16 protein-coding genes are annotated in these 17,574 nt (G+C 74.4%); 9 read left to right on the top strand and 7 right to left on the bottom strand.

What is annotated here, in order from left to right:
* Positions 1-16 precede the first annotated feature (16 nt).
* The 3 genes from Ani05nite_RS31200 to Ani05nite_RS31190 form a co-directional block, all read right to left on the bottom strand.
* Complete coding sequence (locus Ani05nite_RS31200) at positions 17-1,930, bottom strand: DEAD/DEAH box helicase (RefSeq protein WP_203774356.1); 1,914 nt, start codon at positions 1,928-1,930, stop codon at positions 17-19.
* Positions 1,931-2,168: 238 nt separating this feature from the next.
* Positions 2,169-2,393 (bottom strand): DUF3107 domain-containing protein, encoded by a 225-nt coding sequence (locus tag Ani05nite_RS31195; RefSeq protein ID WP_184997738.1) that lies wholly within the window; start codon positions 2,391-2,393, stop codon positions 2,169-2,171.
* Between the two features lie 36 nt (positions 2,394-2,429).
* Positions 2,430-3,092, bottom strand: a complete 663-nt coding sequence (locus Ani05nite_RS31190) for a TetR/AcrR family transcriptional regulator (protein WP_203774355.1) — start codon at positions 3,090-3,092, stop codon at positions 2,430-2,432.
* Positions 3,093-3,243: 151 nt separating this feature from the next.
* Here Ani05nite_RS31190 and Ani05nite_RS31185 point away from each other — a divergent pair, with 151 nt between their 5' ends.
* From Ani05nite_RS31185 to Ani05nite_RS31160, 6 genes are all read left to right on the top strand, one after another.
* Entirely contained in the window at positions 3,244-5,463 is a 2,220-nt protein-coding gene (locus Ani05nite_RS31185; RefSeq protein WP_203774354.1) for a Daple, read from the top strand.
* Positions 5,463-6,455 (top strand): alpha/beta fold hydrolase, encoded by a 993-nt coding sequence (locus Ani05nite_RS31180; protein ID WP_203774352.1) that lies wholly within the window; start codon positions 5,463-5,465, stop codon positions 6,453-6,455. The genes Ani05nite_RS31185 and Ani05nite_RS31180 overlap by 1 nt, the downstream gene beginning before the upstream one ends.
* A 62-nt stretch (positions 6,456-6,517) precedes the next feature.
* Positions 6,518-7,387 (top strand): DUF3152 domain-containing protein, encoded by an 870-nt coding sequence (locus Ani05nite_RS31175; protein ID WP_203774350.1) that lies wholly within the window; start codon positions 6,518-6,520, stop codon positions 7,385-7,387.
* A 423-nt stretch (positions 7,388-7,810) separates the two neighbouring features.
* Positions 7,811-8,422 (top strand): DUF3152 domain-containing protein, encoded by a 612-nt coding sequence (locus Ani05nite_RS31170; RefSeq protein WP_239130819.1) that lies wholly within the window; start codon positions 7,811-7,813, stop codon positions 8,420-8,422.
* Positions 8,423-8,535: 113 nt separating this feature from the next.
* Complete coding sequence (moeZ, locus tag Ani05nite_RS31165) at positions 8,536-9,717, top strand: adenylyltransferase/sulfurtransferase MoeZ (RefSeq protein ID WP_203774348.1); 1,182 nt, start codon at positions 8,536-8,538, stop codon at positions 9,715-9,717.
* Positions 9,718-9,979: 262 nt separating this feature from the next.
* On the top strand, positions 9,980-10,807 hold the full coding sequence (locus tag Ani05nite_RS31160) for a prenyltransferase/squalene oxidase repeat-containing protein (protein ID WP_203774347.1): 828 nt from the start codon (positions 9,980-9,982) through the stop codon (positions 10,805-10,807).
* Between the two features lie 12 nt (positions 10,808-10,819).
* Here the strand turns inward: Ani05nite_RS31160 and Ani05nite_RS31155 are convergent, their stop codons facing one another.
* The gene (locus tag Ani05nite_RS31155; RefSeq protein WP_203774346.1) at positions 10,820-12,058 is read right to left on the bottom strand and encodes a glutamate-5-semialdehyde dehydrogenase; all 1,239 of its coding nucleotides are present in this window, start codon (positions 12,056-12,058) and stop codon (positions 10,820-10,822) included.
* Between the two features lie 91 nt (positions 12,059-12,149).
* On the bottom strand, positions 12,150-13,262 hold the full coding sequence (proB, locus tag Ani05nite_RS31150; RefSeq protein WP_203774345.1) for a glutamate 5-kinase: 1,113 nt from the start codon (positions 13,260-13,262) through the stop codon (positions 12,150-12,152).
* 60 nt (positions 13,263-13,322) lie between these two features.
* Between proB and Ani05nite_RS31145 the strand changes: the two genes are divergently transcribed.
* Together Ani05nite_RS31145 and Ani05nite_RS31140 are read left to right on the top strand one after the other, a co-directional pair.
* Positions 13,323-13,625, top strand: coding sequence for an MGMT family protein (locus tag Ani05nite_RS31145; protein ID WP_203774344.1), 303 nt, complete (start codon positions 13,323-13,325; stop codon positions 13,623-13,625).
* Positions 13,625-14,446 (top strand): class I SAM-dependent methyltransferase, encoded by an 822-nt coding sequence (locus Ani05nite_RS31140; protein ID WP_203774343.1) that lies wholly within the window; start codon positions 13,625-13,627, stop codon positions 14,444-14,446. Before Ani05nite_RS31145 ends, Ani05nite_RS31140 begins: the two co-directional genes overlap by 1 nt.
* Here the strand turns inward: Ani05nite_RS31140 and Ani05nite_RS31135 are convergent.
* Entirely contained in the window at positions 14,430-15,107 is a 678-nt protein-coding gene (locus Ani05nite_RS31135; protein ID WP_203774342.1) for a TetR/AcrR family transcriptional regulator, read from the bottom strand. The two genes, Ani05nite_RS31140 and Ani05nite_RS31135, sit on opposite strands and share 17 nt — an antisense overlap.
* A 101-nt stretch (positions 15,108-15,208) precedes the next feature.
* Between Ani05nite_RS31135 and Ani05nite_RS31130 the strand changes: the two genes are divergently transcribed.
* Positions 15,209-16,138, top strand: a complete 930-nt coding sequence (locus Ani05nite_RS31130) for an NAD-dependent epimerase/dehydratase family protein (protein ID WP_203774341.1) — start codon at positions 15,209-15,211, stop codon at positions 16,136-16,138.
* A 5-nt stretch (positions 16,139-16,143) separates the two neighbouring features.
* Here Ani05nite_RS31130 and Ani05nite_RS31125 read toward each other — a convergent pair whose 3' ends face one another.
* Complete coding sequence (locus tag Ani05nite_RS31125; RefSeq protein ID WP_203774339.1) at positions 16,144-17,562, bottom strand: gamma-glutamyltransferase; 1,419 nt, start codon at positions 17,560-17,562, stop codon at positions 16,144-16,146.
* Positions 17,563-17,574 lie beyond the last annotated feature (12 nt).

Raw genomic sequence — 17,574 nt, 5'->3', positions numbered from 1 at the left:
GCGAGGTGAAGCAGGGTCAGTCCTGAGCTCCGGCGCCGACCCCGGCGTCCGAGCCGCCGGTCATCTCGGCCGGAGCCGAGCCCGCGCCGGTCGAGCCCGCGCCGGTCGAATCCGGGCCGGTCGAAGTCGGGCCGGTCGAATCTGCGCCGAAAGAATCCGGGCCGGATGCCGGCTCCCCGTCCTCCGACGTCACGTCTGCGCCGCCCGCGCTGCGGGTGCCGCGGCCACCACGACGCCGGCGGCGCCGCGGACGGCCCGCCGCGTCGCCGTCACCGTCGTCGGACTGGCCGTCGGGGTCGCTGTCACCCGCGGGAGCGAGCTCCGGGGCCGCCTCGGAGCCGTCCGAGAACAACGGAGCGGGCGACGTGCCCTCGGCGATCGTGGCCTGCTCCGTCTCGGTCAGCGGGTCGCCCGCGCGGCGGCGGCGACGCTGCCGGCGCGGCCGGTCGCCGGCCTCCTCGCTCACCGGGGCCGAGGCCTCCGGCGCCGCTTCCTCACGACGCGGTCCCCGCGCCGGCCGGTCGCTGCCGCCGCTGCCGCCGCGACCGCCCCGGCCACCGCTGCGGCCCGCGTCGCGGCCGCCGTCGCGGCTGCCCCGGCGGCGGGTGCCGCCCAGGTCCTCCTCGATCTCGGCCGACAGGCCCACCCGGGTACGCCCGGCGGTCGGCAGCGTGCCCGAGATCTCGGCAGGAATGTCCAGATCGGAGTAGAGCGCCGGCGACGTGTGGTACGTCTCCGGCGGCTGCGGCATGTTGAGCCCCATCGACTTGTCGATGAGCACCCAGCGCGGCATGTCCTCCCAGTCCACGAAGGTCACCGCCACGCCCGTCGCGCCGGCCCGGCCGGTGCGGCCGATGCGGTGCGTGTACGTGTCCGGGTCCTCCGGGCAGTCGTAGTTGAGCACGTGGGTGACGCCGGAGACGTCCAGGCCGCGGGCCGCGACGTCGGTGGCCACGAGCACGTCGATCTTGCCGGTGCGGAACGCGCGCAGGGCCCGCTCGCGGGCGCCCTGGCCCAGGTCGCCGTGGACGGCGGCGACCGCGAAGCCGCGGAAGTCGAGGTCCTCGGCCACCCGGTCGGCGGCCCGCTTGGTGCGGGTGAAGATCATGGTCAGGCCGCGCTCGCGGGCCTGCAGGATCCGGGCCACCATCTCCAGCTTGTTCAGCGGGTGGGTGCGGTAGACGACCTGCTTGGTCAGCGGCGACGGGCCGCTCTCCGAGGTGTGGCCCGCGTGGATGGTCACCGGGTGGTGCAAGAAGCGGCGCGACAGGGCGACGATCGGGTCCGGCATGGTCGCCGAAAAGAGCATCGTCTGACGCTCGCTCGGGAGCATCGCCAGGATCTTCTCGACGTCCTCGAGGAAGCCCAGGTCGAGCATCCGGTCGGCCTCGTCGAGCACCAGGGCCTTGATCGAGCCCAGCTTCAGCTGCTTCTGCTTGGCCAGGTCGAGCAGGCGGCCGGGGGTGCCGACCAGGATCTCGACGCCCTTCTTCAGGGTGTCGACCTGCGGCTCGTACGCCACGCCGCCGTAGATCGGCAGCACGCGCACGCCACGGGTGCTGCCGGCGGCGGCGATGTCGCGGGCGACCTGGAGGCCCAGCTCGCGGGTCGGCACGACGACGAGCGCCTGGGGCTGGCCGTCGGCGCCCTCGCTCGGGGCGAGCACCCGCTCCAGCAGGGGCAGGCCGAAGCCGAGGGTCTTGCCGGTGCCGGTCGGCGCCTGGCCGATGAGGTCGGTGCCGCGCAGGGCGATGGGGAGCGCGTACTCCTGGATGGCGAACGCGCGCGTGATGCCGGCCGTGGCCAGCGCTTCCACGGTCTCCGCGCGGACGCCCAGCTCGGCGAAGGTGGGGCTGTCCGGGCGGACGGGGGCCCGGGTCAGGACGGGGACCAGGGCCGGTTCGGTCTCGTTGTTCTCGATGTCGGTCATGGAGTTCTGCGGGTGCCTCTCGTGGTGCGCCCGTCGAATTCCTGGGGCGCGGTCTGGGTAGAGCGCGGGCCACACGCGAGATGATCGCGGGCCGCACGCGCGTCGCCGCGGCGACTCGATATCGAGCCGACGTCGACGGCGACATCGGCAAGTCTACCCGACCGAGAGATTTCGCACCTCAACGCCGGAACGGCAGGATCCCGGGTGGGAAGCCTGCCGTTTCGGTGCTGCTCGTCCGTTATCGCGTGGTGAAGCCGAACGGCCGCTCGGACTTCTCGGCGATCTCCACGTAGGCCACCTTGGCGATCGGGACGATCACCTTGCGGCCCTTCTCGTCGGTCAGAGTGAGAACGCTGTCCTTGGCCATCGCCTCGGTCACGGCCTGCTCGACCTCGGCCGGCGTCTGCGCGCTCTCCAGCACCAGCTCGCGCGGGGCGTACTGCACGCCGATCTTGACCTCCACGGGGTCCTCCTCCTCAGATGTCTTCCGACATGAAGGCTAGCCGATTTCCCCGGGCGTACCGGTCGTTGACTCACCCTGCAGCGGGAAGCTGGCGATGCCCCGCCAGATCAGGGCCGCGACCAGGGCCTCCGCCTCGGCCTTGGGGGTCTGCCGGCCGCTCGCCAGCCAGTACTGGGCCGCCTGGCCGGCCGCGCCGACCAGGCCGGAGGCGAGCAGCTCGGCGTTCGCCTGGTTCTGGCCGGTGTCCGAGACCACCGTGTCCGTGATCGCGGCGATGCAGCCCTGCTCGACGCGCTCCACCCGCTCGCGGACCTGGGGGTCGTTGCGCAGATCGGACTCGAAGACCAGCCGGAAGGCCTCGCTCTCGTGGTCCATGAAGTCGAAGTACGCCCGTACGGCGCCCTTGACCCGCTCCTTGTTGTCCGGAGTCGCCAGCATCGCGCCGCGCACCTTGGCGATTATCGCGTCGCAGTGCGTGTCCAGCAGGGCCAGGTAGAGCTCGAGCTTGCCGGGGAAGTGCTGGTAGAGCACCGGCTTGGAGACGCCGGCCTGCTCGGCGATCTCGTCCATCGCGGCGGCGTGGTACCCCTGTGCCACGAAGATCTGCTGCGCGGCGGCAAGCAGCTGCTTACGGCGCGCGGAGCGCGGCAGGCGCGTCGGGCGCCCCGCCGTCTGTGCCCCGCCGGACGCAGCGGTCATGTGAACCTCCGAGATTGTTTCCCCCGCGGTAGGGCGCGGATTGCCCGGTTCGCCATCTGTCGCTTGCCGGGCGGGCAATTGTCGCGACGCTGCAACTTATCGCCACTGCAACCACACGGTAGCCTCAGCGGGGGCAAGCGAGGAGCGCACGGTGGACGAATCAGGGCATTCCGGGGACGCCGGTGCAGCGGACGGCGGCACCGGCGCCGAGTCGCGCGACCGCACCCGGCTGAACGGCTGGGCAGCTCGCGAGAGCCCCTGGTCCAATGCGGGCTCCGCGCTGGACCCCGAGGCCGAGGTGCCCGCCTGGCGCCGGCCCGCCACCGAGGTCCGCCCGTTCACCCAGGAGCGCCCCCCGCCGGAGGACCCCCCTTCGGGGGAGATCCGGCCGTTCACCATGCCGCCGCCCCCGCCGTCCTTCTCCCCGGCCCCCGCGCCCGACGCTGCGGGGTCCCGCCTCGAGAACGCCGCGGCGCCGCGCTGGTCCGACAGCCGCGCCCGCTATCAGGACCTGCTCGCCCACCTCGCGCCCGGCGGCAACGAGCCCCGGCCGGACGACCCGCCGCGCGCCGGCGGCCCACCGCGGGGCGGCGCCGAGCGCCCGGACCCGCTCGGGCCCGAGCTGCTGGGCCCGGACGCGCAGGAGACCACCGAGCTGCGCGCGATCACCGGGCTGCCGGCGAGCGCGCCGCCGTACCCGTACGAGGGTGACCTGGACGACGCCGGCCCGGAGCCGCCGCGTCCGCAGGCGGGCCGGCAGCGTGCGGCCGTGCCGGCCGAGCGGCCCTTCCCGGCGGTACGCCCGGCCACTCCCGGCGGCCGCCGGGCCGACTGGATCACCACCGACTCCGCCCGGCACGCGCTGGACCCGCCGACGCCGATGGCCGGCCTGCCCCGGGTCGTCCCGCCGGCGGCTACCGACGAGTCACGTTCCGGCGATCAAGGCCCGGCGCGGCCGTCGTACGATCCCACCAGCTTCCCGCGCCGGCTGCCGTACGAGCCGGCCGCGACCCCGTCCGGATACGCCCCGCCCTCCGCGTTCTCCGGCCGTCCCGCCGGCGACCCCGGCCCGGGCACCGGGGAGCAGTCCTTCCCCGCGTTGCCGCAGCGCGTCCCGGCCCAGCCGGACGTGCCCACCGTCCCGGAGCCGCCGTCCGTGGAGCCACCCGCCGAGACCCCCGCGCTGGCCCGCATCGCGACCCACCTGCGCCGCGGTGACGTGCCGTCGGCGCAGGAACGTCAGGAGGGCTTCGACGTGAACGCCATCCTCGCCGCGGTCCGCGAGGTGGAGGGGGTGCGCGACGCCTCGCTGCGTTCCACGCCGGCCGGCGCGCACAGTCTCCGCCTGGACCTGTCCGAGGGCGCCGACCCGGCCGAGGTGAGCCGGCAGGTCGCCCGGCTGCTGCAGGACAGGATGGGTCTGGACGCCGCGATGAAGGGCGCGTCCCCGCTGGCCGGCCCGCAGCCGCCGGCCCCCGCGCCGCGCTCGGCCCTGCCCACGTCGGCCCCGCCGTCGCCCGCGCCGGTCCCGCGCTCGGCCCCGCCGTCGCCCGCGCCGCGCTCGGCCCCGCTTTCGTCTGCGCCGCGCTCGGCCCCGCTTTCGTCTGCGCCGCGCTCGGCTCCGCCTTCCTCCGCGCCGCGCTCGGCCTCGCCTTCCTCCGCGCCGCGCTCGGCCCCGCCTTCCTCCGCGCCGCGCTCGGGCCCGCCCTCGCCCACGCCACGCTCGGTCCCGCCGTCCGCGCCGGCCCCGGTGTCGTCGCTGCCGGCGGCGCCCGCCTCGGCGCCCCCGGCGGCGCAGGCCTCGGCTCCCGCGTCCGCGCCGTTCGTGCCCAGCCAGCCCAACCCGTCCGGCCGCCCGGTGACCACCTCGAGCAGCTACTCGTCCGGCCGGCTAGCCGGCCCGGGCGAGACGCCGGTCGGCATCGAGCCCGCCCCGCCGCGGCCGCTCGACATCGGCGAGCGCCCCGGCCCGCGGGTCATGATCGAGAACGTCCGGGTCAACACGTTCGGCACCGAGGCCACCGTCGAGGTGCGGCTCACCGTCAACGGCCAGGTCGCGGCCGGCGAGGCCACCGGGCCGGCGGTCGACGGCTACCTGCTGCGGCTGTGCGCGACGGCCACCGCCGGCGCCGTGGACGAGCTGCTCACCACCTCCGATCACGCGGACGGGCCGGCGCGGTGCTTCGTCGAGCACGCCGCGGCCGTGCAGTTCGGCTCGATGCAGGTCGCCGTGGTGGTCATGCTGCTGTCGGTCGGCGGCTGGGTGGAACAGCTCTCCGGCTCCGCCGTGATCACCGGTGACGACCGGCACGCCATGGTGCGCGCCACACTCAATGCGGTCAACCGTCGCCTCGAGGCACTGTTGTCCTGATGAAGGGTGCGATTCTCGCCGGCGACGACGTCCTGCCGCCGGACGGCGCCGTGCCACCGCCGTGGCCCGCCCGCCGGGTCATGATCGACGGCGCGATGCTGCACGTCCGCGACACCCCCGGCGCCACGCCGGCGGCCGAGCCGGCCGTCTACGTGCACGGCCTCGGCGGCTCCTCGCAGAACTGGACCGACTTCGCCGGGCTGCTGGCCGACCGGCTGGACGGCCAGGCCATGGACCTGCCCGGCTTCGGCTACAGCGACCCCAGCCCGCGCTACTCCATCGCGGCGTTCGCCGACAAGCTGACCGGCTACCTGGAGGCGGCCGGGCGCGGCCCGGTCCACCTGATCGGCAACTCCCTGGGCGGCTCCATCTGCGTCCGGGTCGCGGCGCTGCGTCCCGACCTGATCAGGACCCTGACGCTGATCTCGCCGGCCATGCCGTTCCTCGACCCCCGGCGCACCGCGCAGGGGCCGGTGCTGCCGCTGCTCGCGCTGCCCCGCGCCGACCGGCTGCTGGCCTGGGGGATGGCCCGCCTCACCCCGGAACAGATGGCGCAACAGGTTCTGCTGGCCTGCTTCGGCGACACCACCAAGGTGAGCCCGCAGCGCCGGGCCGAGGCTATCGAGGAGATCAAGCTCCGGTACACGGTCGAGCACTACGCGAAGGCGTACCTCGGCACCTTGCGCGGGCTGGTGTCGAGCTTCCTCCGGGCGTACCTGCCGGGGGTGAATTCGCAGTGGCGGCTGGCCGCTCGGATCACCGCGCCCACCCTGGTGATCGGCGGCCTGAAGGACGAACTGGTCGATCCGCGGGTGCCGGCGCAGGTGGCCCGGGCGATCCCGGACAGCCGGCTGCTGATCCTGCCGGGCGTCGGCCACGTCGCCCAGATGGAGGTTCCGCGCCTGGTCGCGCGGGCGGTCGTGGGCATGCTGGCCGAGGTCGGCGCGCCGGCCGGCCGGGGCGCCGAACGCCCGCTGTCGCCACCGGGGTGAGCGAGCTCGCAGGGTTGACCGGAGGGCGGACAGCGTGCGTGCCGTATGGCACGCTGATGGCGATGATCGAGTCGCGTACCCCCGTCACGGTCGCCGACTTGACCGCCGAACGGAACGGCGGCCGGCGCCGCCGGCGTCGCTGGTGGCTCGTGGCTCTGGTGGTTGCGGCGCTGCTGACGGCGGCCGGGTTGCTGCTGCCGGCCCGGCGGGTGCCGGTCTCCGCGCCGGTCGCCGGCGCGCCCTCGGCTCCTCCTGGCTCCACGCCGCCGTCGGCCGCGCCCGCGCCGATGATCTCGGCGACCTCGGTGGCCGTGCCCCAGGATCTGCTGGCCCTGTCGGGCAGCGTGCCGACCCGCGGCACGGGCCGATTCACGTACGCGCCGGGCCGCGGCCGGGTGCTCGGCGCGAAGGGCGGGCTGCGGCGCTTCCGGGTCGCCGTCGAGCGCGGCGGCAACGAGGACGTGGCGGCCTTCGCGGCACAGGTCGAGGCGACCCTGGGGGACAGGCGGAGCTGGATCGGCGACGGGCGGCTGCGGCTGCAACGGGTGTCCGGCGGCGAGCGGGCCGACTTCACGGTGTACCTGGCCACCCGCGACACCGCGGGACGGATGTGCCGGGTCGGCGGGGTCAACATCACGGTGAACGGGCGGCCGTACACGTCCTGCCGGGCGACCGGCAAGGTGATCATCAACCTGGACCGCTGGCGGTTGTCGGCCAAGCCGTACCGCGACGCGAAGGTGCCGATCACGGTCTACCGGCAGTACGTGATCAACCACGAGACCGGGCACGAGCTGGGCTACCACCACGAGGGCTGCCCCCGGCGCGGCGGTCCGGCGCCGGTGATGGTGCAACAGAGCCTGACGATGCGGGGGTGCGTGCCGTACGCGTGGCCCCGCCGCAACGGCCGGCGCTTCGCGGGTCCGTCCCTCTGAGGAGTCGCGCCCAAACGCCGGTGACCGGCGGCCGACTCTGGCACTCTTGCTGATGTCATGCCAAAAGCGACAAGAAGCTCATCCCGGGCCCGGATGTACGCCCGGCGCCGTCGGGCCGTCGTCCTGCTGTTGCTGCTTCTCGCGCTCCTGGCCGTCGGGCTGGGCCGGCTCCTGCGGGACGACGCCGATGCGGCCGGTGCCGGTGCTGGTGCCGGTATGGGGTCCGGGGCGCGGGCCGGCGATGGCGCGGAGCCCGGCCCGGCCGGGCCGGTGTCCGCAGCGCCGCCGTCCACCGTTTCAGCCGGCCCCGCAGGCGCCACGCCAGGAGGCGCTCCGCCCTCCGAAACGGTGCCGGGGAGCTCGGGCGGGCCCGGTGGTGCCGGCAGCTCGCCGGCTGCCCCGGCGGCCGACCCCGCGCGTGCCGTGCCGCCCGACGCCGCCGACCGCGCGCTGCGCGAGGCCGCGGCTCCGGCGGTGCCCGGAAGATTCACCCTCGCGGGCGGCTACGGCCCCGTGCTCGGCTCCACGGGCACGCTGCGGCGGTTCAAGGTCGCCGTCGAGGAGCGGCTCGCGCCGGGCGACGGCGGCGACTTCGCCCGGGCGGTCGACCGGATCCTGGGCGACCCGCGCAGCTGGACCGCCGGCCGGCAGGCCCGGCTGCAGCGGGTGCCGGCCGGGACGGCCGCGGAGTTCACCGTCTACCTCGCCTCCGCCGCCACCTCGGAGCGGATGTGCGCCGGTGGCGGGCTGCGGACCGACGGCTTCACCTCGTGCCGGCTGCCCGGCCAGGTGATCATCAACGAGGACCGCTGGGGGTCGGCGGTGCCCGGCTACGGCGCGCCGCTGACGGTCTACCGGGCGTACGCCGTCAACCACGAGGTCGGCCATCAGCTCGGCTACGGCCACGAGTCGTGTCCGGGCGCGGGCCGGCCGGCCCCGGTGATGATGCAGCAGACCTACGGGCTGAACGGGTGCGTCGCCAACGCCTGGCCGTACCCGCGCGGCGAGCGGTACGCCGGCGATCCGGTGGCCTGAGCCCGCATTCCCGTGTCCCGCATGTCGGGCCGGTGTTCCACGTCATGTCCAGAACGGCGGCCGACGAGCAACAATGGGGGCCGCACCTTACCGCCGATCCCGGGGAGTTCACCGTGTCACTGCCCCCGCTCGTCGAGCCGGCCGCCGAGCTGAGCATCGACGAGATCCGCCGTTACTCCCGTCACCTGATCATCCCCGACGTCGGGATGGACGGACAGAAGCGGCTGAAGAACGCCAAGGTCCTGGCCGTCGGCGCGGGTGGTCTCGGCTCTCCCGCCCTGCTCTATCTGGCCGCGGCCGGCGTCGGCACCCTCGGCATCATCGACTTCGACACCGTCGACGAGTCCAACCTGCAGCGCCAGGTCATCCACGGCGTGTCCGACGTGGGCCGGCCCAAGGCCGAGTCCGCCGCCGACAGCATTCGCGAGATCAACCCGCTGGTGAACGTGATCATTCACAACACCGCGCTGGACCGCGACAACGTCAAGGAGATCTTCAGCCAGTACGACCTGATCGTCGACGGCACCGACAACTTCGCGACCCGTTACATGGTCAACGACGCGGCGGTCCTGCTCGGCAAGCCGTACGTCTGGGGCTCGATCTACCGCTTCGACGGCCAGGCGTCGGTGTTCTGGGAGGAGCACGGTCCGTGCTACCGCTGCCTCTACCCGGAGCCGCCCCCGCCCGGCATGGTCCCGTCCTGCGCCGAGGGCGGCGTCCTGGGCGTGCTCTGCGCGTCCATCGGCTCGATCCAGGTCAACGAGGCGATCAAGCTGATCACCGGCATCGGTGAGCCGCTGGTCGGCCGGCTGATGGTCTACGACGCCCTGGAGATGGAATACCGCAAGATCAAGGTCCGCAAGGACCCGAACTGCGCGCTCTGCGGCGAGAACCCGACGGTGACCGACCTGCTGGAGGACTACGAGGACTTCTGCGGCGCGGTCTCCGAGGAGGCGCAGGAGGCCACCCTGAACGCGACGATCACGGCCCGCGAGCTCAAGGAGTGGCAGGACTCCGGCAAGGACATGTTCCTGGTCGACGTCCGCGAGCCCGCCGAGTACGAGATCGTCAGCATCCCGGGGGCGACCCTGATCCCCAAGGGCGACATCCTGTCCGGTGAGGCGCTGGCGCGCTTCCCGCAGGACAGGCAGATCGTGCTGCACTGCAAGTCGGGCGTGCGGTCGGCCGAGGCGCTCGCCGCGCTCAAGGCGGCCGGCTTCAAGGACGCCGTGCACGTCCAGGGCGGCATCGTCTCCTGGGTCAACACGGTCGACCCGTCGCTGCCCTCCTACTGAGGTCCCCGTCGCGGCCACCGGCCGCCGACCCGTTCGGGTCGGCGGCCGGTGGTCTTTCTGTGCGGGATGGTGAGAACCGCCCAAACGCTGCGTGACGCAACGAGGTGGCGCATCGTGCCGACCGCCGCGCTGACCTGGGGGAGGCGGGGGCCTGCTGGTTACGGTGCGTTGGTCTACCGTTACGAAGAGGGCGGACCGGACCTATTAGACAGTTACCGAGACACCCCAGCGGAAAGCGGGCCTGCGCTGTAGCGTCACGACCGTGGTCGACATCGATGCCGCGATCGGATACGTCGTAGCGCACGGCGACCCGGTGGAGCGCGCGCGGCTCTCCTACCTGCGAGCGGGCACCCCGCCGCCGCCCGCCGCGCTCGAACGGATCGCGGCGGAGCAGACCCCGGCCGGCGGTTGGCCCGCGGCCGGCGACGGTTCCGTGCCGTCGGTCGACGCGACCTGCTTCCGGCTGGCCGAGCTGGACGACCTCGGCGGTCTGCACGGCCCCCAGGCGGACCGTGCGCTGGCCTGGCTGGCCTCGGTGCAGCGCCCGGACGGCACCTGGCAGGAGGACCAGTCGCTGGCCGCCGAGGCGCCGCCGTGGGCGCTGCCGGGCGACCCGGAGGCGACCCTCTACCTGACCGCGGTCGCCGGCTTCTGGCTCACCGTCGCGGAGGTCGAGGCCCACCCGCACCACGAGGAGCCCGCCCGGTACGCGACCACGCTGCAGGCGGCGGCCCGGTTCGTGGTGGCCCAGCTGCGCCCGGACGGCACCTGGCCCTCGTTCCTGGCGACCGGCTGGCACGCCGCCGGTCTGCTGCACGAGCAGCAGTTCTTCTACGAGTCGGCGCGGGTGCAGCTGGTGCTCGGCGACCGGCTGCCTGACATGTCCCCGTCGGACGCGGCGAACATGGCGGCAGCCCTGCGCCGGGTCAACCTCGGTGACGACTGGCTGCTGCAGAGCGCCCGCAAGCGCCTGAGCGAGACGCAGCGCACGGACGGCGGCTGGGACAGCGACGAGGGGCCGCTGTTCGACGTGAACACGACCCTGATCGCGATCCGCGCCTGCCGCACGTCCTTCGGCGCCCGCCGCTGACCCGCGGCGCCGTCAGCGGGTGTGGCCGTTGCCCGTGACGATGTACTTCGTCGAGGTCAGCTCGGGCAGGCCCATCGGACCGCGGGCGTGCAGCTTCTGCGTGCTGATGCCGATCTCCGCCCCGAAGCCGAACTCCCCGCCGTCGGTGAACCGCGTCGAGGCGTTGATCATGATGGCCGCCGCGTCCACCCGGGCCGCGAAGCGGCGGGCCGACACCAGGCTCTCGGTCACGATCGCCTCGGTGTGGCCGGTGCCGTAGCGGCGGATGTGGTCGAGCGCGTCGTCCATGGAGTCGACCACCGCCACCGCGATGTCGGCCGACAGGTATTCCCGGCCCCAGTCCTCCTCGGTGGCCGGCACCACGCCGTCGAAGCCGGCCACCCGGGGGTCGCCGTGCACGGTCACGCCCGCCGCCACCAGCTCCTCGACCACCAGCGGCAGGAACGACTCGGCCAGCGAGGAGTGCACCAGCAGCGACTCCGCCGTGTTGCAGGTGGACAGCCGCTGGGTCTTCGAGTTGAGCACCACGCCGAGGGCCTTCTCCAGGTCGGCGCCCTCGTCGACGTACACGTGGCAGTTGCCCACGCCGGTCTCGATCACCGGGACCGTCGACTCCTCGACCACCGTCTTGATCAGCGACGCGCCGCCGCGCGGGATCAGCACGTCGACCAGGCCGCGGGCGCGCATCAGCTCCTTGACCGAGTCGCGGGTGGTGGCGTCGAGCAGCTGGATCGCGTTGGCCGGGAGGTGCGCGTCGGCGACGGCCTTGCGCAGCACCGAGACGATCGCCGCGTTCGAGCTCTGCGCCGAGCCGGAGCCGCGCAGCAGCACCGCGTTGCCGGACTTCAGGCAGATGCCGGCCGCGTCCGCCGTCACGTTGGGCCGGCCCTCGTAGATGATGCCCACCACGCCGAACGGCACCCGGATCTGGCGCAGCTCCAGGCCGTTGGCCAGGGTCGAACCGCGGACCACGTCGCCGACCGGGTCGGGCAGGGCGGCCAGCTGGCGCAGGCCGTCGGCCATCGCGGCGACCCGCTCGGCGGTCAGCGTCAGCCGGTCGATCATGGCCTCCGGCGAGCCGGCGGTGCGCGCGTTCTGCACGTCCACGGCGTTCGCGGCGACGATGTCGTCGGCCCGCTCGATCAGCCGGTCGGCCATCAGCAGCAGCGCGGCGTCCTTCTCGGCGCGGGTGGCGGCGGCCAGTTCGATACTCGCGACCCGGGCCTCGGCGGCCTGCTGAAGCACAGTCATGACGACTCCTCGTTCCCCTGCGCCGTGACGGACGGCGACGGCTCAATCCTTGCACCGTGGAGGCGGCGAGGGCAGCCCCGTCGCCGGGGTGTCACAGCAGCACCAGGTCGTCGCGGTGCACGACCTCGCGTTCGTAGCCGGGTCCCAGCGCCGCCGCCAGTTCCGGGGTCGAGCGGCCGAGCAGCGCCGGCAGCTCGACCGCGTCGTAGTTGACCAGGCCGCGGGCGACCGACAGGCCCGAGCCCGCGTCCACCAGGTCCACCGGGTCGCCCGAGACGAACGAGCCGTCCACCGAGGTGATCCCGGCCGGCAGCAGCGACTTGCGCCGGGCCACGACCGCCGCGACCGCGCCGGCGTCCAGATGCAGGCGGCCGCGCGGTGACGTGGCGTGGGCCAGCCAGAACAGCCGGGCCGCCGGGCGGTGGTCGACCGCGTGGAACAGGGTGCCCACGTCGTCGCCGGCGAGGGCCCGGGCGGCCAGCGGCGCCGCGGTCAGCACCACCGGGATGCCGAAGCCGGTGGCGATCCGGGCCGCCTCGACCTTGGTGACCATGCCGCCGGTGCCGACGCCGGACTTGCCGGCGGCGCCGACCGAGACGTCGGCCAGGTCGTTCTCGTCGCGGACCACGGTGATGCGGCGGGCGGACGGGGTCGCGGGGTCGCCGGTGTAGAGCGCGTCCACGTCGGACAGCAGCACCAGCAGGTCGGCCTGGACCAGCGCGGCCACCAGGGCGGCGAGCCGGTCGTTGTCGCCGAACCGGATCTCCTCGGTGGCGACCGTGTCGTTCTCGTTGACGATCGGCAGGGCCCCGAGGTCGAGCAGCTTGCGCAGCGTCCGGTACGCGTTGCGGTAGTGCGCGCGCCGGGTGACGTCGTCGACGGTGAGCAGGATCTGTCCCACGGTGAGCCCGTGCCGGGCGAAGCCGGCCGCGTACCGCCCGATCAGCAGGCCCTGTCCCACCGAGGCGGCGGCCTGCTGGGTGGCCAGGTCGCGCGGGCGCCGGGGCAGCTTCAGCGGGGCGAGGCCGGCGGCGATGGCGCCGCTGGAGACCAGCACCACCTCCCGGCCCCCCGTGGCCAGCCGGCCGAGCGCGTCGACGAGCGCGTCCACCCGCTGCTCGTCGATCCCGCCGGCCGCGGTGGTCAGCGAGGACGAGCCCACCTTCACCACGATCCGTCGCGCACCCGTCACCTGTTCCCGCACCCGCCCATTCTGCGCGCCGGGGCCTGCGGCGTCCGGGTGAGATCCCATATCGTGGCGTCGGTGACACCGCAGGAGTACGTCGAGGAGGTCCTCCGGCTCGTCGAGAGCATCCCGGAGGGCCACGTCATGTCCTACGGGGCGGTGGCCGACGCGCTCGCGGAGCAGTCGGGTCGCAACTCGGCGCGGCAGGTCGGCACGATCATGGCCCGGCACGGCGGCGGCGTGCCGTGGCACCGGGTCGTCACCAGCTCCGGGCGGATGCCGCCGGGGCACGAGCAGGAGGCCCGGCAGCGGCTGCTCAGCGAGGGCGTGCCGTTGCGGGGGGAGCACGTGGACATGGCCCGAGCGAGGTGGACGCCCTGATGGAGACCGGACAGCCCAGCCGGACGGCGTTCAGCGCGGCCCGCTACCGGGCCGCCCACCAGCTCATCGAGGGCGGCTCGATCTTCAGCGACCCGCTGGCCGTACCGATCCTCGGTGTGCCGCCGGACGCCGAGCAGGCGCCGCACCGCCGAGGCCTGCGCCTGTTCATCGCCGCCCGGACCAGGTTCGCCGAGGACGCCCTGGCCGCGGCGGTCCGGAACGGCACCCGTCAGCTGGTCGTGCTGGGCGCGGGGCTGGACACGTTCGCCTACCGCAATCCGTGGCCGGAGCTGCGCGTCTTCGAGGTGGACCATCCGGACACCCAGGCGTTCAAGCGGGCGCGGCTGGCCGCGGCGGGCATCGCGGTGCCGGGGTCGCTGACGTACGTGCCGGTGGACTTCGAACGGGAGTCGCTGGCCGACCGGCTGGTCGCGGAGGAGTCGGCGTTCTTCCTGTGGCTGGGCGTCGTGCCGTACCTGAGCCGGGCCGGCTACGACGAGACGCTGTCGCTGATCGCGGCCACGCCGCGGTCGGAGGTCGTCTTCGACTACGCGATGCCGCCGTCGTCGATGGCGCCCGAGCGGCGGGCGGCGCTCGAGGCCCGCGCGGCGCGGGTGGCGAGCATCGGGGAGCCGTGGCGGACGTACTTCCTGCCCGGCGAGCTGGCCGCCGAGCTGCGCGCCCGCGGCTTCGACGAGCTGACGGACCTGGGCCCGGCGGAGCTGGCGGCCCGCTGGTTCGGCCGGCCCGACGTGCCGAGGGACACCCCCGGCGGCCATGTGATCCACGCCCGCCGCAGCGGCGTCAGGCCGGGCGGCTGATCATCGCGGCCGCGCCGCGCATCTGCAGCTCGAAGAACTCGCGGCGGGCCTCGATCGTGTTGTTGAGCTGGCCGAACAGTTCCGCGCTGACCGCGCCGCAGAGGTGGATCCAGGCGGCGATGGCCCGGGCGACCAGTTGCGGCGGCGTGCCCGGGGCGGCCCGCTCCGCGACGTACCGGAGGTCGTCGCCGAGCCGGCCGCCGATCGGCTCGCCGGCCGGCACCTCGCCGGCCGCCGACGCCTCGCCCACGATCCGGCCGATCACCAGGATCACCCGGATGGCCGGGCCGACCGTGTCGGTCGGGGCCTGGTAGCCGGGGACCGGGCTGCCGTAGATCAGCGCCCACTCGTGCGGGTTGGCCAGCGCCCAGTCACGGACGGCGTGGCACACGCCGAGGAACCGGTCCGGGAAGCCGGTGCCGCTCACCGCCGCCTCGACGGTGCCGCCCAGCGCGTCGTAGGCGTCGATGATCATGGCCGTGAGCAGCTCGTCCCGGCTGGCGAAGTAGCGGTAGACGGCCGACGAGGCCATGCCCAGATCGCGGGCGACCGCGCGCAGCGACAGGTTGGCCCCGTCGGTGGCGAGGTGGCGCCGGGCGACGGTCTTGATCTCGTCGGTCATCTCGGCGCGTACCCGGGCCCGGATCGATGCGGCTGTCATGCGAGGAGTCTGCCACAAAAGAGAGCACTGCTCTTGCGGCGGCCGGGGAAAAGTGAGATTGTCGTTCTCAAGAGAGAGCAGTGCTCACAAAGGAGAACGTCATGTCGAAGCACGTGGTGGTCGGTTCGGGTCCCGTCGGCTCCGCGGTGGCCCGCCTGCTCGCCGAGCGGGGCGAGTCCGTCCGCGTCGTGACCCGCAGCGGCTCCGGCCCCGCCCACCCGCTGATCGAGCGGATCGCCGCCGACGCCGCCGACGCGGACCGGCTCACCGAGCTCACCCGCGACGCCGCCGTGCTCTACAACTGCGCGAACCCGCCGTACACCCAGTGGGAGACGCTGTGGCCGCCGCTGGCCGGGGCCATGCTGACCGCCGCGCAGCGCACCGGCGCCGTCCTGGCCATCACCGGCAACCTCTACGTCTACGGCCCGGTGCCGGGCGGCCGGATGACCGAGGACAGCCCGCTCGCCGCGACCGGCCGCAAGGGCCGGGTCCGGATCAAGATGTGGCAGGACGCCCTGGCCGGCGGCGTGCGCACGGTCGAGGTCCGCGGCTCGGACTACGTCGGCGCGGGCGCGGCCTCGATCTTCTCCGCGGTGCTGCTGCCGGCCGTCCACAAGGGCCGGACGGCCTGGGCGCCCGCCGACATCGACGCCCCACACACCTTCACCTACACCGGCGACGTGGCCCGGACCCTGGTCGAGCTGGCCGGCGACGACCGCGCCTGGGGACGGGCCTGGCACGTGCCGTCGGCCCCGGCGATCAGCATCCGCGACCTGGCCGCCCGCTACTTCGCGGTGAGCGGCGCGAAGCCGGTGCGGGTCCGGCCGCTGCCGCGGTTCGTGATGCGCACGGCCGGCCTCGCGGTGCCGATGGCCCGGGAGCTGGCCGAGATGGACTACCAGTTCTACGCGCCGTTCATCCTGGACAGCTCGCTGACCGAGCGCACCTTCGGGCTCACCGCCACCGACCTGGACGTGGCGCTGCGCGAGATCGCCACCGACGCGAAGGCCACCATGACCCGCGCGATGTGAGCGCCCTACAGCAGCAGTCCGACGCCGTCGCGGCGAGGGTCGCCGGCCGCCCCGCCGACACCCACCGCCGTGACGCCGCCGAAGTAGTGGTTCAGCTCCGGCCACCCGTTGATCCGCCAGCCGGCGTCGGCCAGCGCGGCCAGCTCGTCGCGCGGGTAGCCCGGCTCGGCGTGGACGGTGTCGTCCACCACGTGAAAGCGGGGCCGGGCGATCGCGGTGGGCATGTCGACGCCGTCGACCAGCACCCCGATCAGCGTGTCGACCAGCGCGGTCCGGATCCGGGAGGCCCCCGCCGACCCGGCGGCGACGGCGAGCGCCCCCTCGTCGTCGATGACCACCAGCGGGCACATGTTGGACGACATCCGCACCCCGGGGGCGAGGCCGTCGGTGATCAGCTCACCCTCGCCGAGCATGGAGTTCAGGTTGACGCCCAGGCCGGGCAGCCACACCGCGGCGCCGAGACCCATCGTCGTGGTGATCACGCAGGCGTTGCCGTCGGTGTCGACCACCGAGACGTTGGTGGTGTCGCCGATCTTCTGCCGGCCGCGGTCGCGGAGCGCGGCGGCCACGGCGACGGCCCGCGCCGGGCGCGGCAGCACGGGCAGGTCGCCGGGCAGGGCGGCGATCGTGTCCACCGTCCGGCTCAGGTCGTGCCGGGCCCGGACCTGGTGGCCGGCGAGCGTGGCCCGGTCGACCGGGGTCTCCAGCACGCGGTAGTCGGCCAGGTCGCGCGGGCCGAGCGCGCCACCGGCCGCGCGGACCGCCTCGACCAGCAGCGGGGCGTAGGAGCCGGTGTGGAACAGCGCCGGCCCCTCGGCGGCGAGCGCCGCCATGGCCGTCGCCAGACCGGGATGGAAGAGCAGGTCACCGCCCTGCAGCAGCTTTCCGCGGTGGGAGTAGACGGCGGCGCCCTCGCCATGGGCGAGGGCCGGGGCGCAGGCGTCGAGGGTCCGGGCGTGCGCGGGCGGCAGCGCTACGCCGGTACGGGCCAGCTCCAGCGCCGGCGCGACCAGGTCGGCCCAGGGCAGCCGGCCCCAGCGCCGGTGCACCTCGCCGCACCCGACCGGTACGCCGGGCACCGCCACGCTCGCCCCGCCGATCGAGTACACCTGGGGCACCCCGCCGAAGAACACGTCCACGGCGAGCATCGGCCCGGCCACCCGGTCGCCGTCCGTGCCGGGCACCGCGACGAAGAAGTCCAGGCAGGTCACCGCGCCGGTGGCGGCGTCGAAGTAGGTGGCGAACCCGCCGCCGCCCAGCCCGGTGTAGACGGTCTCGGCGACGCAGGTGGCGAGCACGGCGGCGACCGCGGCGTCGGCCGCCGTACCCCCGGCCCGCAGCACCCGCAGCCCGGCCGCGGCCGTCGCCGGATGGCTCGCGGCGACCCCGGCGGCGACCCCGGACGACCGTGCGGAACTCTCCATTCGGCGAAGCGT

Source organism: Actinoplanes nipponensis (assembly GCF_016862275.1).
Classification (GTDB): Bacteria; Actinomycetota; Actinomycetes; order Mycobacteriales; family Micromonosporaceae; genus Actinoplanes; species Actinoplanes nipponensis.
Note: the sequence above shows the minus strand (reverse complement) of the source record. Positions and strands in the feature narration are given on the sequence as shown.

Excerpts from the sequence above, each read along its gene's own strand:
- Ani05nite_RS31175 (WP_203774350.1), top strand. The coding sequence starts at position 6,518 with ATGATCGAGTCGCGTACCCCCGTCACGGTCGCCGACTTGACCGCCGAA.
- Ani05nite_RS31180 (WP_203774352.1), top strand. The coding sequence starts at position 5,463 with ATGAAGGGTGCGATTCTCGCCGGCGACGACGTCCTGCCGCCGGACGGC.
- Ani05nite_RS31140 (WP_203774343.1), top strand. The coding sequence starts at position 13,625 with ATGGAGACCGGACAGCCCAGCCGGACGGCGTTCAGCGCGGCCCGCTAC.
- Ani05nite_RS31155 (WP_203774346.1), bottom strand. The coding sequence starts at position 12,058 with ATGACTGTGCTTCAGCAGGCCGCCGAGGCCCGGGTCGCGAGTATCGAA.
- Ani05nite_RS31135 (WP_203774342.1), bottom strand. The coding sequence starts at position 15,107 with ATGACAGCCGCATCGATCCGGGCCCGGGTACGCGCCGAGATGACCGAC.
- Ani05nite_RS31130 (WP_203774341.1), top strand. The coding sequence starts at position 15,209 with ATGTCGAAGCACGTGGTGGTCGGTTCGGGTCCCGTCGGCTCCGCGGTG.
- Ani05nite_RS31125 (WP_203774339.1), bottom strand. The coding sequence starts at position 17,562 with ATGGAGAGTTCCGCACGGTCGTCCGGGGTCGCCGCCGGGGTCGCCGCG.
- Ani05nite_RS31190 (WP_203774355.1), bottom strand. The coding sequence starts at position 3,092 with ATGACCGCTGCGTCCGGCGGGGCACAGACGGCGGGGCGCCCGACGCGC.
- Ani05nite_RS31200 (WP_203774356.1), bottom strand. The coding sequence starts at position 1,930 with ATGACCGACATCGAGAACAACGAGACCGAACCGGCCCTGGTCCCCGTC.